The organism is Calidifontimicrobium sp. SYSU G02091, from assembly GCF_022631395.1.
Taxonomy (GTDB): Bacteria; Pseudomonadota; Gammaproteobacteria; order Burkholderiales; family Burkholderiaceae_C; genus Calidifontimicrobium; species Calidifontimicrobium sediminis.
The window spans coordinates 1-13,278 of the sequence record NZ_JALBGB010000027.1; the positions used below are offsets into that span (position 1 = coordinate 1).

The following is a 13,278-nucleotide window of genomic DNA, read 5'->3' on the forward strand; positions in this document are numbered from 1 at the left end:
CATGCGCGAGATCGAGGCGCACACCCGAGAAGGCGCGCTCTACTACACCGACGAGTGGCAGGCCTATGCCACGCTGAAGCTGCGCGGCGAATACGTGATGATCCGCAAGGAGAAGGGTCGGCCTGCCGGGCGAGATCACATCAACGGCATCGAGGGCTTCTGGAGCTACGCCAAGAACTGGCTGTACATGTATCGTGGCGTGCCCCGGCAATACTTCCACCTGTACCTGGCCGAAGTTTGCTACCGGTTCAATCATCGGTACGAGAACCTGCAACCCTTGCTGTACAAGCTTCTCAAGCAGATCTCCATCCAGGACCTACGTCCAATTCTGGTCCGGAAAGGTTAGGAATTACCAAAAAGAAAAGAGCCCTGCATCTCTGCAGGGCTCTCTGTGACGCCGGGACGGTGCTCGGAGGCTTACTCAGCCGTCCCGCCCTTGCGCCGACGGGCAAGCCCGAGCGCCAAGGCACCGAACCCGAGCAGAGCGAGCGTCCCCGGCTCCGGAATGACCTTCACGTTGAAATCCGCGGAGCCCGTGCCTTCGATCGACGTCAACTGCATCGTCGTCTTGAAGAAGTCGAGCACGTTCACAGTCGTGTCATTCGGATTCACGCCAGCGCCAATCGCCGCAAGCAGCACCGAATTGGCAAACGCGCTTGCTGCTGTTGGGGTCGACGATCCGTTGAGGAAGTAGTTGACGAGACTCGTCGAGCCCGTCACGTCGACCATGCCAAACACAGGCGGCGGGCCAAGGGAGACCAGAACCGCAAGTGCGTTCGTGTCGAAGTACGGTGCCGCTGCGCCACCGGTGACGTCGAGTGCGGTGAAGCCCGAGAGCAGATTCGCGGACAAGGTGCCACCGACGGTCGTGTTCACGATGTCGATGAAGAACGACCCCGCCAGCGTCAGGAACGGCATTGCAAACTCGCTGTCCGTCGCCGTGGCGCCATTGTTGATGTTGAAGTTCGGCGTACCGTCCGAGTAGAGCGTCACGGTGCCGCCCGTGAAGATCAGGCGGTTGATCGAACTGTTCGGCTCGTCGAGAAAGAAGCCGCTGAAGCTGTAGGTCAGCTCTCGTCCCGCCGGGATGAGGATTGTGTTGTTGTTGAAGCTCGAAACGAGCCCGAACCCAGTCAACTCCCCGGTGTTCAGGTTGAGATTCTGCCGGAACGACCCCGAATCCACCTCGATGATGGCGTCGGTGACCGGAATGCCCTGAACGACGGCCGCACTTGCCGGTGCAAGTGCGGCCACGGCGAGGGATACCCCCGCAAGTACTGCTTTGAACGTGCTCATCGCGCTCTCCTTGAGGCCGACAGACGGGTGGCCGATCCCCGATACGCCCTCAATGGAGCAGATCCTGTGCCAGCATTAAGAAGACTCGATAAATCAAAGGGTTAGCTTCTTTCCAGGGGCGCTGGCGTTGCTCGCGGAAGTCGAGTGTAAATTCTGCCGACGGGCCTCCCTGGGGTGGCCAGCTCCCTCCCGGCCGCACTAAGGAGCAAGGAGTGGGAATTGCTGTCCGCTGGCCAGTCGGCAAGAGACCGATGGACATCGGCAGGCAGAGCGAGTTCAGCAAGGAACCGATCATCGGGCTCCGCAGGCAAGCCGAGGCCGGCATTGCGGGTGCCCGAGATCTGCCGCAACGGGCGGCTTCAGCGACGCGACGCTCAACAAGTGGCGCTCGAAGTTCGACGGCATCGAGGCGTCCGACGCGCGCAGCGCCCGCGTGTGCTAGAGGCGGAGAACGCCAAGCTCAGGCGGCTGCTGACCGAGGTGCACTTGGCCATCCGCGCGCTCATGAGCGTCCTCGGGGTAAAGCCTGTGCATCGACTTGGCGCGCAATCGCCAGAAGGTGCGCCGCTCGTCGGCCGCCGAGCGCGTGCCGCGGCAGGTGGCGCGCGCCGTTAAAGAGGTCGCGAGCATGGATTGCCGCAGCGACAGCCGGGCCAACGGCCGCCGGCTGAAGTGCCTGACCTTGTTGGCCGAACACTTCAGCCACCAGTGCGCGGGTCTCACGGTGGACTACGGCATCTCGGGCGAGTACGTCATGCGGCTGCTAAAGCGCGTCGCGATCTTCTGCGGCCAGCCGGCGGCCGTGCGCACCGCGAGGGGCAGTGGTCAACCAGCCGGGCCCTTATCGCCTGAGGGCAATCAGGCAGCACGCCCAACTCCCGATCATCGAGCCGGGCAAGCCCGTGCAGAGCGGCTACATCGAAGGCCTTGACGGCAAGTTCCGCTCCGAATGTCTGAACAAGTACTGGTTCCAGACCCTGCAGCAGGCCCGCGAGACCATCGCCCACCCGTGGCGCGACGATGGCTGTGCAAAGCCGCACAGCGGCAGAGGGCAGACTCCGCCTTTGCGTGCTTCCCCTGGCAGCAGGGTCAAGATAACGAAAAAGGCCCGCAACAGCGGGCCTTCGAACGTCAATACCAGCCTCAGGGCGAAAAGTGGGTGCCTCAGTCCCGACGAACTGCCGCGCGCCGACGCGCCAAGCCCGCGCCAAGCAGCGCTAGACCTGCCAGCGCCAGCGTGCCAGGCTCCGGAATCTCGAGCCGCTCCGTGGAGATCGTGAACCCGAACGACAGCGGGTTGGACTGCCCCTCGACGGTCGTGAACCCCAGGCAGCCCGTGGTTGTGATCACGCCTGCCGCCGCGCAGATGGCGTTGTCGAGCAGCCCCAGCGCACCGCCGGCGATCGGGAAGATGTTGATGAAATACAGCTGCGAAGCATCCGGGTACGGGAGCACGGCGTTCAGCAGCCCGGTCTTCAAAACGAAGATGTCGTTGCAGGGGTTGCCCGGTGGGCTGGGCGCGACGCACGTTCCCGCTTGGTTGGGCGTCTCGGTGAACGCGATGTCGAAGGTCAGCGAGGGCAATGCGCCGGGTTGCGTGCCGGGCACGTTGGGGTCGTCGAGCGTCAGCGTGGAGCGCAGCACCGCGCCGGTGATCCCGCTGCCCGACGGGATCGGGAAGTTGTTGTGCGTCAGCGTGTTGCCGGTGCCGAGGAACGGTGCCACCGTCGGCGGCGTGCCGCCGCCGATGTAGGTGTCCAGCGAACCGGCGGACGGGCTGTTGCTGATGACCAGCGAGCTGCGCACGCCGCCGCTTGCCACCGTGTTGCCCCAGCTCAAGCTCAGCGGCGTCAGCACGACGTTCTGACCCCCGGTCACGGACAGCCACTCGCTCGACACGCTGTAGTTCCACGTATTCACGATAGCTGCGTGGGCCGATGAAGCGGCCGCAAGCACGATTGCCGCCAGCGTTGTCTTCCAGTGTCTTGCCATGGTCTATCTCCGAATCGTTACATCGCGCAACGTCTGGACATAGACTAAGCAAATTGCGCGCCAATCACGTCGCGGCCGTAAAATCCTCTACGGATCAAATACTTGCCTTACACAGGAGGCGTTGCTGCCGTTGTCGGCCCCGCTTGTGTAAGCAAATCCGACGCGCGTGGCGTCGCGCCTACCGGGCGTAACGAGCTGGTGAGATCAAGCGCTTCGGGTCGATCGCCTGGCGCAGCAGGTCGCTGAACCGCTCCGACGCCGTCATCTCGGCAGCGAGGTGACCCATCGAGTCGATGCCGACCCGGTATGGAGCAAACCCCTCGGCCAGCGCTTGCTCGAGGAGCGCCTCGAGGCAGGCTTGCGCCTTGGCGGCTTGACCGGCCGCCCCGCGGTCGAAGAGGATGGGTACGGTGCTGTCCAGGACGCGGTCGTTGAGCGACGTCAGCGTGAGCAGCGGCTCGATGCCGTGCGCCCGGGTCAGCGCCGCGACCATGTCGACGAGCTTTCGCGCCGATTTGCCTCGCATCGGCACCAGGGGGGCGAACCAGAGAATGCCGCAGCCGTCCCGCGCTGGATCCAGTACGCCTTGGGTCGGCCTTTGCCCACTGCGCCAGTAGGCGAGCGGCAAGGCGGTCTCGTTGGGCCGCCCGCCCACAAGATCGAGCGACCGCGCCAGCGTGCCCGCCGTGCGGGCAAGGCGCTGCCCCCAGCGGCCCGGCAGCCAGCGCACGGCGCGCGACAGTGTCCGCGCGCGTTGCGGCGTGAAGAACAGCATGCGGCTCGCGATGCCGCGGAAGGCGGCGCGCAGTTCGTGCCGGGCCGCACGCGCGGTACGCCGGGTGCCGTACACCGTCGCGAAACCGGTCCACGGTGCCACCTGGTACTGCCGGCCCATCGCCTCGATGACGGCGGGGCGGATGAGCCCGTCGGCGCCGACCGCCTCGGCGGGGTACGGTGCAGCCATCGCGAGCACGCGGTGGCGGTTCATCAGGTTGATGCCGCCGACGGTGCCGGGCAGCGTCGCCAGCGCGTGCCGCACGCGGTCCACGGCGGGTTCGAGCAGGCTGTCGTCGGCCAGCGAGAAGATGCAAGACATCACGCACTCGGGCCGCCGCGCCAGCGCGATCGACATCCGCGTGACGATGCCGAAGCCGCTTTGGGTGAACAGGCCTGCGGTGTACGGGCCGATGCCCCATTTGAACAGCCGTGCGACCTCCTCGCCGCCCAATTCGCGCAGTGCCGTGCGGTAGACGGTGCCGTCGCCGAGCACGGCCTCGAGGTCCGTCACCGCGCCGAAGTGATCGGTGTAGGGGGTGATGCCGTAGCCGCGCTCGAGCGCGTTGGCGAGCAGGCTGCACGACGGGCCGGCGCCGGTGGTGGGCACCATGTAGGGGTGGCCGCCGGCGTCGAGGAACTCGGCCAGCATGCCCTGCGTGACACCCGGCTCCACCGTTACCACGCCGAGCTCGGCGTCGAAATGCAGGATCCGGCGCAGGCCGGACAGGTCGACGATCGTGCAGCCGTCCTGCGCCGGCAAGGCCGTGCCGTAGCCCCAGTTGTGCCCGGTGCTGATCGGATAGAGCGGGGTGCCGTGCCGCTGGGCGATGCGCACCACCTCGGGCAGGTCGCCGCTGTCGGTGATCTTCAGCGCCGCTGGGATGACGCGCTTGGCGCCACCGGTATCGGCGCCGTAGGCCGCTTGGGCCTCGGCGGCTGTAAGCACGCACCGCGCACCCAGCAAGGCCCGCCATTCGCCAATCGCGCCCTCGATGTTCATGGCGTGGCCGCCGTGCTGTGAATTATTGGCTGGCGTACCCCCTCACTCGGATGGTTGCCCGGGACGGGTGCTGCGGTGGCGTGTGACATCATTCAGCGGTATGTTCTTCGGCGACGCAGGATCATTGGCACCTCTGAATCGTAACTGCCGGCCGGGCGCAGTCGCGGGGGTGAGCCGCTGCTTCGCGGTCACGCTCCCGTGTCAGGCACCTTGTGCGGCCAGAAAAAGGAACGACGTATGAATCATCGATTGGGCTTCACGGGGCGCAGCGCACGTTGGCTGCTGGTTTTCGCAGCGGTCGGTCTGTTGGTCGCGTGCAGCAGCACCCCCGACTTCCCCCCCGCCCCGCGCACTGCCGCCACCCCCGACTACCGCTACATCATCGGCGCCGGCGACAGCGTGACGGTGTTCGTCTGGCGCAACCCCGAGGTGACGACGACGGTGCCCGTGCGGCCCGACGGGCGCATCGCCGCGCCGCTGATCGACGAGATCATGGCGCAGGGCAAGACGCCGAAGGAACTCGCGCGCGAGGTCGAGAAGGAGCTCTCGAAGTACATCGTCGACCCGCAGGTCACGATCCTGGTCGGCGGCTTCGTCGGGCCTTACAGCGAGCAGATCCGCGTCGTCGGCGAGGCCGCACGGCCGCAGTTCCTGTCGTACAAGCAGAACATGACGCTGCTCGACGTGATGATCGCCGTCGGCGGCCTGACCGATTTCGCCGACGGTAATAAGGCCACGATTCTGCGCACGTCGGAGGGCAACAAGCAGTATTCGGTGCGCCTGCGCGACCTGCTCAAGCGCGGCGACGTGTCGGCCAACGTCGATGTCAAGCCGGGCGACATCCTGATCATCCCCGAGAGCTGGTTCTGACGCCCAACACGCTCTGACGCGGCCGGCCCCGTTGCGCCGCCGCCTTTGGTACCACCGGATCACGCGATGGAAGAACTCCTGAAACAGCTGCAGACCGTGCTGCGCGGGATGTGGAAATACCGCTGGCCGGCGCTGATCGTGTCGTGGGTCGTCACGGCCATCGGCGTGGCGGTGGTGCTGAAGATTCCCGACCAGTACGAAGCCTCGGCGCGCATCTACGTCGACACGCAGTCGATCCTCAAGCCGCTGATGTCGGGGCTGGCGATCCAGCCCAACGTCGAGCAGCAGGTGTCGCTGCTCAGCCGCACGCTGATCAGCCGGCCCAACGTCGAGAAGCTGATCCGCATGGCCGACCTCGACCTGAACGCCAAGACGAAGGCGCAGCAGGAGGAACTGATCACCGACCTGATGAAGGACCTGAAGATCAGCCAGGCGCGCGGCGACAACCTGTACAACCTGTCGTACCGTAACGAAGACCGCGACAAGGCGCAGCGCGTGATCCAGTCGCTGGTGTCGATCTTCGTCGAGTCGAGCCTGGGCCAGACGCGGCGCGACTCCGACGTCGCCAAGGCCTTCATCAACGAGCAGATCAAGCAATACGAGCAGCGCCTCGAGGAAGCCGAGGCGAGGCTGAAGGAGTTCCGCCTGCGCAATATCGACCGCCAGCTCGTGGCGGGCGGCGAGGATTCGCTCGCGCGCGTCAACGCGCTGGCCACGCAGCTCGACCAGGCGCGCATGCAGCTGCGCGAGGCCGAGAACGCGCGCGACGCGGCCAAGGCGCAGCTCGAGGCGCTCAAGAAGGGCGAGGGCGCTGCGCCGGTCGGCGGCGGCCTGCTGCAAAGCCCCGCGTTGGCGGTGGCCACGCCCGAGATCGACGCGCGCATCGACGCGACCAAGCGCAACCTGGATGGCCTGCTGCTGCGCTACACCGAGCAGCATCCCGATGTGGTGAGCGCGCGCCGGCTGCTCAAGGACCTCGAGGAGCAGAAGGCCCGGGAGATCGCGCGGCTGCAGGAAGAGGCCAAGGCCGCGGCCGCGAACGCACCGGCGGCTGACGGTGCGATGGGTGGTGGCTCGTTCATGGCGCAGCAGCTCGGCCAGATGGTCGCTTCGGCCGAGGTCCAGGTGGCGTCGCTGCGCGCGCGCGTGAACGAAATCGCCGCGCGCCACCAGCAGGCGATCGCGAACCTGCGCACCGCGCCGGCGCTCGAGGCCGAGCTCGCGCAGCTCAACCGCGACTACGCGATCCACAAGAAGAACTACGACGACCTCGTCGCGCGGCGCGAGTCGGCCGCGATGTCGGGCGAGCTCGAGGTGGCCGCGGGTGTCGCCGAGTTCCGCCTGATCGACCCGCCGCGCGTCAACCCGAAGCCGGTGGCGCCGAACCGGCTGCTGCTGATGCCGCTGGCGCTGGTGGCGGGGCTGGGCATCGCGGTGTTCCTGGCCTTCGCGGCGAGCCAGCTGCGGCCGGTGTTCCACGACGGCGGCGAGCTGCGGCTGAAGACGCAGCTGCCGCTGATCGGCGTCGTCTCGGCGGTGATGAGCGATGCGGCGCGCCGGCGCCAGAAGCTCGAGCTCGTCAAGTTCTGGTCGGCCTCGGGCAGCCTCGTGCTGCTGTTCATGGCCGGCATGGCGGTGATGGCCTTCATGGCCCAGCGTGCGGTGTGAGGCCCCTATGAGCAGCCTGATCGAACAAGCGGCGCAGCGTCTGGCGCAATTGCGCGCGGCCGGCGTCGAGGTGCCCGAACCGGCGCCGACCGCGGCGGCGGGCGCCGCGGCCGTCGCTGCGCCGCCGCCGGCCGCTCCTGCCGTCACGTCGCGCCGCGTCGAGCTCGACCTCGACCTGCTCGCGCGCAACGGCATCGTCACGCCGAACGCGCCGCGCTCGCGGCTGGGTGACCAGTTCCGCGTCATCAAGCGCCCGCTGCTGCAGAACGCCAGCGGCAAGGGCGCGTCGACGATCAACCACGCGAACCTGATCATGATCACGAGCGCCTTGCCCGGCGAGGGCAAGACGTTCACCGCGCTGAACCTGGCGATGAGCATCGCCACCGAGCTCGACCACACGGTGATGCTCGTCGACGCCGACGTCGCGCGCCCGGCCGTGCTGAAGAACCTCGGCCTGCCCGAGGGGCCGGGCCTGCTCGACCTCATCGACGGCTCGGTGCCGATGCACGAGGCGCTGCTGCGGACCAACGTCGACAAGCTCACCCTGCTGCCCAGCGGCACGCCGCACCAGCGCGCCACCGAGATGTTGGCCAGCGAGGGCATGCGCCGCCTGCTCGACGACATCGCCAACCGCTACCCGGACCGCATCGTCATCTTCGACTCGCCGCCGCTGCTGCTGACGACCGAGTCGCGCGTGCTGGCGACCAACATGGGCCAGATCGTCATCGTCGTGCAGGCCGGGCGCACGAAGCAGAGCGACGTGCAGGCCGCGCTCGACACGATCGAGGCGTGCCCGGTGCGGCTGATGCTGCTCAACCAGGTGCGCAGCGAGCCCGAGGCGGCGTATGGCTACGGGTATGGCTACGGTTACGGCCACGGCCGCGGCGGCGAGCCGAAGCCGGCGACGTGACGATGGCCTCGCGCCGCCGCCCGGCCGCGACGGCCTGTGCGCCCGAGCCGGCGCGCTTCTCGCGCGCCGCGCTTGCGCCGCTGTGGCGCCCCGGCAGCGTGGCGCTCGCGGCGCTGACGGCACTCGGCGTGCACGCGCAGACCGCCGGTGACCTGAAGTATTACGTCCAGCCGAGCATCAGCGTCTCGCAGACGCTGACCGACAACGGCCGCCTCGACAAGGACGGCCAGGCCGAGGCGATCACGCAGGTCACGCCCGCGGTGCGCATCAGCGCGCGCGGGCCGCGTGTGCAGGGTTCGATCGACTACGCGCTCAACGGCGTCGTCTACGCGCGCGAGAGCGACCGCAGCACGATCCAGAACCGGCTGAGCCTGAGAGGTAGCGGGGAGCTGGTCGAGAACCATCTCTATCTCGACGCCAGCGCGCAGGCGTCGCAGCAGCTGACGACGGCGTTCGGCCAGCCAACGCCCGGCGGCCTGCCGGGCGGCGACACGACGCAGGTCTACACCTACACGCTGTCGCCGTACCTGGTCGGCCGGCTGGGCAGCGTCGCGAACCTCACGGCGCGCGTGACGCACTCGCAGACGATCACGCCCGACGCGTCGCGGTTCGGCGCGACGACCGACTCGGCGCAGCTCGCGCTCAACAGCGGCTCGAGCTTCAGCCGCCTGGGCTGGGGGCTGGTGGCCACGCGCACCGTCAGCGACTACGACGCCAGCCGCCGCACCGAGGCCGATAGCGTGCTCGGCACCCTGTCGTACCGCGTGACGCCCGAGTTCGTCGTGCGCGCCAGCGCCGGCGCCGACTGGAACGACTACCGCACGGTCGACAAGACGCGCTACGACCGCTACGGTGTCGGCTTCGACTGGCGGCCCACCGTGCGCACGACCCTGTCGGCGCAGGTCGACGACCGCTACTTCGGCACCGGCTACAACGTCACGTTCCAGCACCGCACGCCGCGCACCGTGTGGACGCTGCGCGCCAGCCGCGACGCGAGCGAGATCAACGGCCGCGGCAACGCGGCGGTGGCGACCGTGTTCGACCTCCTGTACGCGCAGTTCGCGTCGATCGAGCCCGACCCGCTCAAGCGCGAGCAGCTCGTGCTCGCGTTCCTGCAGGCCAACGGCATCGCGCCCGGCACGCTGGTGTTCACCAATTTCCTGTTCGGTGCCGCATCGCTGCAGGAGACGCAGTCGCTGTCGTTCGCGCTGCTCGGCCGGCGCACGACGGTGACGCTGACGCTGACCAACTCACGGACCAGCCGCCTCGACACGCTGGCCACCGGCATCGGCGACGACTTCGCGAACACCGACTTCGTGCGGCAGCAGGGCGTCAGCGTCAACCTCGCGCACCGGCTGTCGCCGGTGTCGTCGGCGAGTCTGGCGCTGTCGCAGCAGCGCAACGAGGGCGAGCTCGACACCCAACGCACGCGCCAGCGCACCGTGACGCTGACGTGGACGACGCAGACCGGGCGGCGCAGCAATCTGTCGCTGGCGGCGCGCCACGTCTCGTTCGACAGCGACACCCGCCCCTACACCGAGAACGCGCTCGTCGGCACGTTCAGCTACCGCTTCAACTGAGCCCATGTACGAACAGTTCTACGGGCTTGCGAGCAAGCCGTTCCAGCTGAACCCGGATCCGGCGTTCTACTTCGGCAGCAAGCAGCACAGCCGTGCGAAGGCGTACCTCGAGTACGGCATCTCGCGTAACGAGGGCTTCATCGTCGTCACCGGCGAGATCGGCGCCGGCAAGACGACGCTGCTGCGCACGCTGATCGACAGCCTGCACGGCTCCAACGTGACGATCGGCAACCTCGTGACGACGCAGCTCGGCGCCGAGGACACGCTGCGCATGGTGGGTGCCGCGTTCGGCTTCAAGGTCAAGGACGTGCCGAAGTCGGAGCTGCTGATCACGCTCGAGGCCTTTTTGCTCAGCCAGACGACGCAGGGCAAGAAGTGCCTGCTGATCGTCGACGAGGCGCAGAACCTGTCGCCGAAGGCCGTCGAGGAACTGCGCATGCTGTCGAACTTCCAGTTCGGCAACCAGGCGCTGCTGCAGAGCTTCCTCGTCGGCCAGCCCGAGTTCCGCGAGATTCTGCAGCGCCCCGAGATGGAGCAGTTCCGCCAGCGCGTCGCGGCGAGCTGCCACATCGGTCCGCTCGACCGCGACGAGACGCAGCGCTACATCGAGCACCGGCTGAAGAAGGCCGGCTCGAAGGGCAAGCCCAGCTTCGACGCCGCGGCGTTCGACGCGATCCACCGCGTCAGCGGCGGCATCCCGCGGCGCATCAACTCGGTGTGCGACCGGCTGCTGCTGCTCGGCTTCCTGGCCAACAAGACGGCGCTCAACGCCGACGACGTCGCCGAGGTGGCCAAGGAGTTCGAGCAGGAGGCGTACGTGCCGCCCAAGCCCGCGGCGCCCGCCGCCGTTGCGCTGGCTGCGGGCGGCGCGCAGGCCGCCGCCGATCTCGACGTCGACCTGACGACGCTCGAGCTCGACCCCGAGCTCGCGCAGAGCCTGCAGCAGCAGCTCGCGCAGCTGAGCGCCGAGCAGAAGCTCGACCAGATGCAGCGGCTCGAGCGCAGCCTGCTGCGGCTCGAGCGGCTGCACGTGCAGACGCTCGCGCTGCTGAAGAAGCTGGTCGATGCGGCCGCGAAGCCGCGCGGGGAGGACAAGCCATGACAGGTGCGGCGCCGGCCATCGCCGACGCCGGCATCGGCAGCACGGCGGGGCTCGGGCCCGTGCTGTGCGTCGTCGGTGCGCGGCCCAACTTCATGAAGATGGCGCCGATCCTGCGCGCGCTAGCCAGCCACCGGCCGCCCATCCCGGCGCTGCTGGTGCACACCGGCCAGCACTACGACGCCGAGATGAACGACCGGCTGTTCGACGACCTGCGGCTGCCGCGGCCCGACGTCAACCTCGAGGTCGGTTCGGGCACGCACGCGGTGCAGACGGCCGAGGTGATGAAGCGCTTCGAGCCCGTCGTCGACCAGCACCGGCCGTCGTGCGTCGTCGTGGTCGGCGACGTCAACTCGACGCTGGCGTGCACGCTGGTCGCGGTCAAGAAGCACGTGCCGGTCGTTCACGTCGAGGCGGGGCTGCGCAGCCACGACCGGCGCATGCCCGAAGAGATCAACCGCGTGCTGACCGACCAGGTCGCCGACCGCCTGTACACGACCGAGCGCAGCGCCCTCGTGCACCTGCAGCGCGAAGGCGTGCCTGCCGAGCGCGTGGTCTTCGTCGGCAACGTGATGATCGACTCGCTGCTGCACCACCGCGAGCTCGCGCGCGCGCCGGCAGCGACGCTGCGCGCGCACGGGCTCGACCCCGCGCTGCTCGACCACCGCCACGGCTACGGCGTGGTCACGCTGCACCGGCCGTCGAACGTCGACGACGCGGCCACGCTCGCCGACGTGCTCGGCACGCTGGCCGCGGTCGCGTCGCAGCTGCCGCTGGTGTTCGCGATGCACCCGCGCACGCGCGCCAACATCGAGCGCTTCGGGCTGCAGCACCTCATCGATGCGCAGCGCATCGCCGTGCTGCCGCCGCAGGGCTACCTCGAGATGCTCGGCCTGATGGCCGGTGCCACCGTCGTGCTGACCGACTCGGGCGGGCTGCAGGAGGAGACGACCGCGCTGGGCGTGCCGTGCCTGACGATGCGCGAGAATACCGAGCGGCCGATCACGATCGAGCAGGGCACGAACACGCTCGTCGGCCGCGACCGCGACGCGATCCTCGGCGCGGTGGCCGAGATCCTGCTCGGCCGCGGCAAGCGCGGCCGCGTGCCCGAGCTGTGGGACGGCCATGCCGCCGAGCGCATCGCCGCCGACCTGTGGGGCTGGCTGCACGCCGGTCACGAAGCGACGCCACGATAACGGACGATGGTGCCCGCTGCGATCACCAACGCGCTGACGATCGACGTCGAGGACTACTTCCAGGTCTCGGCGTTCGCGCCCTACATCGCGCGCGACGACTGGGACCGGCGCGAGTGCCGCGTCGAGCGCAACGTCGACCGCATCCTGCAGCTGCTGGCCGACCACGGCACGCAGGCCACGTTCTTCACGCTCGGCTGGGTCGCCGAGCGCTACCCGCAGCTCGTGCGCCGCATCGTCGACGGCGGCCACGAGCTCGCCAGCCACGGCTACGGCCACGAGCGCGCGAGCGACCTCACGCGCGACGCGTTCATGCACGACGTCACGCGCGCCAAGGGGCTGCTCGAGGACGTCTCGGGCCAGGCGGTGCACGGCTACCGCGCGCCGAGCTTCTCGATCGGGCGGCGCAACCTGTGGGCCTTCGAGTGCCTCGCGCGCGCCGGCCACCGCTACAGCTCGAGCATCTACCCGATCCGCCACGACCACTACGGCATGCCCGACGCACCGCGCTTCGCGCACCGCGTGCACGGCGACCTGCTCGAGGTGCCGGCCACGACGCTGCGCCTGTTCGAGCGCAACCTGCCGTGCAGCGGCGGCGGCTATTTCCGCCTGCTGCCGTACCCGGTGTCGCGCTGGATGATCCGCCGCGTCAACGCCGCCGACGGGCAGGCCGCGGTGTTCTATTTCCACCCGTGGGAGATCGATGCGCAGCAGCCGCGCATCGACGGCATCGACGCGAAGACGCGCTTTCGCCACTACGTCAACATCCCGCGCGTCGAGCGGCGTCTCGCTCAGCTGCTGCGCGACTTCCGCTGGGGGCGCATGGACCACATCTTCCTGCGCGGTGGCGCGACGGCGCCGCTGAAGCAGGCCGCCTGAGGTGCGTGGCACGG

At 68.5% G+C, this 13,278-nt stretch carries 13 protein-coding genes; 10 read left to right on the top strand and 3 right to left on the bottom strand.

What is annotated here, in order from left to right:
• The coding region (locus tag MOJ79_RS14805; protein WP_241924846.1) for a transposase at positions 1–346 on the top strand (346 nt) is incomplete at its 5' end.
• A gap of 71 nt (positions 347–417) precedes the next feature.
• Here the strand turns inward: MOJ79_RS14805 and MOJ79_RS14810 are convergent.
• Entirely contained in the window at positions 418–1,296 is an 879-nt protein-coding gene (locus tag MOJ79_RS14810) for a PEP-CTERM sorting domain-containing protein (RefSeq protein WP_241924847.1), read from the bottom strand.
• Positions 1,297–1,834: 538 nt separating this feature from the next.
• Here MOJ79_RS14810 and MOJ79_RS14815 point away from each other — a divergent pair.
• On the top strand, positions 1,835–2,227 hold the full coding sequence (locus MOJ79_RS14815; protein WP_241924882.1) for a hypothetical protein: 393 nt from the start codon (positions 1,835–1,837) through the stop codon (positions 2,225–2,227).
• Positions 2,199–2,576 carry an integrase core domain-containing protein gene (locus MOJ79_RS14820; RefSeq protein WP_442863131.1) on the top strand — a complete coding sequence of 126 codons (378 nt, stop codon included), beginning with the start codon at positions 2,199–2,201 and terminating at the stop codon, positions 2,574–2,576. Before MOJ79_RS14815 ends, MOJ79_RS14820 begins: the two co-directional genes overlap by 29 nt.
• Here MOJ79_RS14820 and MOJ79_RS14825 read toward each other — a convergent pair.
• Both MOJ79_RS14825 and MOJ79_RS14830 read right to left on the bottom strand, forming a co-directional pair.
• Positions 2,461–3,288 carry a THxN family PEP-CTERM protein gene (locus tag MOJ79_RS14825; protein ID WP_272885394.1) on the bottom strand — a complete coding sequence of 276 codons (828 nt, stop codon included), beginning with the start codon at positions 3,286–3,288 and terminating at the stop codon, positions 2,461–2,463. The genes MOJ79_RS14820 and MOJ79_RS14825 overlap by 116 nt on opposite strands.
• A gap of 178 nt (positions 3,289–3,466) precedes the next feature.
• The gene (locus tag MOJ79_RS14830; protein WP_241924848.1) at positions 3,467–5,065 is read right to left on the bottom strand and encodes an FAD-binding oxidoreductase; all 1,599 of its coding nucleotides are present in this window, start codon (positions 5,063–5,065) and stop codon (positions 3,467–3,469) included.
• A gap of 237 nt (positions 5,066–5,302) precedes the next feature.
• On the opposite strand from MOJ79_RS14830, the gene MOJ79_RS14835 reads away from it, so the two are divergent.
• From MOJ79_RS14835 to MOJ79_RS14865, 7 genes are all read left to right on the top strand, one after another.
• Positions 5,303–5,935 carry an XrtA/PEP-CTERM system exopolysaccharide export protein gene (locus MOJ79_RS14835; RefSeq protein WP_241924849.1) on the top strand — a complete coding sequence of 211 codons (633 nt, stop codon included), beginning with the start codon at positions 5,303–5,305 and terminating at the stop codon, positions 5,933–5,935.
• A 66-nt stretch (positions 5,936–6,001) separates the two neighbouring features.
• The gene (locus tag MOJ79_RS14840; RefSeq protein ID WP_241924850.1) at positions 6,002–7,603 is read left to right on the top strand and encodes an XrtA system polysaccharide chain length determinant; all 1,602 of its coding nucleotides are present in this window, start codon (positions 6,002–6,004) and stop codon (positions 7,601–7,603) included.
• A gap of 7 nt (positions 7,604–7,610) precedes the next feature.
• The gene (locus MOJ79_RS14845) at positions 7,611–8,513 is read left to right on the top strand and encodes an XrtA-associated tyrosine autokinase (RefSeq protein WP_241924851.1); all 903 of its coding nucleotides are present in this window, start codon (positions 7,611–7,613) and stop codon (positions 8,511–8,513) included.
• Positions 8,514–8,515: 2 nt separating this feature from the next.
• Positions 8,516–10,093: a TIGR03016 family PEP-CTERM system-associated outer membrane protein gene (locus MOJ79_RS14850; RefSeq protein ID WP_241924880.1), complete on the top strand. Its 1,578-nt coding sequence runs from the start codon at positions 8,516–8,518 to the stop codon at positions 10,091–10,093.
• Between the two features lie 4 nt (positions 10,094–10,097).
• On the top strand, positions 10,098–11,195 hold the full coding sequence (locus tag MOJ79_RS14855; RefSeq protein WP_241924852.1) for an XrtA/PEP-CTERM system-associated ATPase: 1,098 nt from the start codon (positions 10,098–10,100) through the stop codon (positions 11,193–11,195).
• Positions 11,192–12,388, top strand: a complete 1,197-nt coding sequence (wecB, locus tag MOJ79_RS14860) for a non-hydrolyzing UDP-N-acetylglucosamine 2-epimerase (protein ID WP_241924853.1) — start codon at positions 11,192–11,194, stop codon at positions 12,386–12,388. The genes MOJ79_RS14855 and wecB overlap by 4 nt, the downstream gene beginning before the upstream one ends.
• Positions 12,389–12,394: 6 nt before the next feature.
• Entirely contained in the window at positions 12,395–13,264 is an 870-nt protein-coding gene (locus MOJ79_RS14865; protein WP_241924854.1) for an XrtA system polysaccharide deacetylase, read from the top strand.
• The last annotated feature ends 14 nt before the right edge of the window (positions 13,265–13,278 follow it).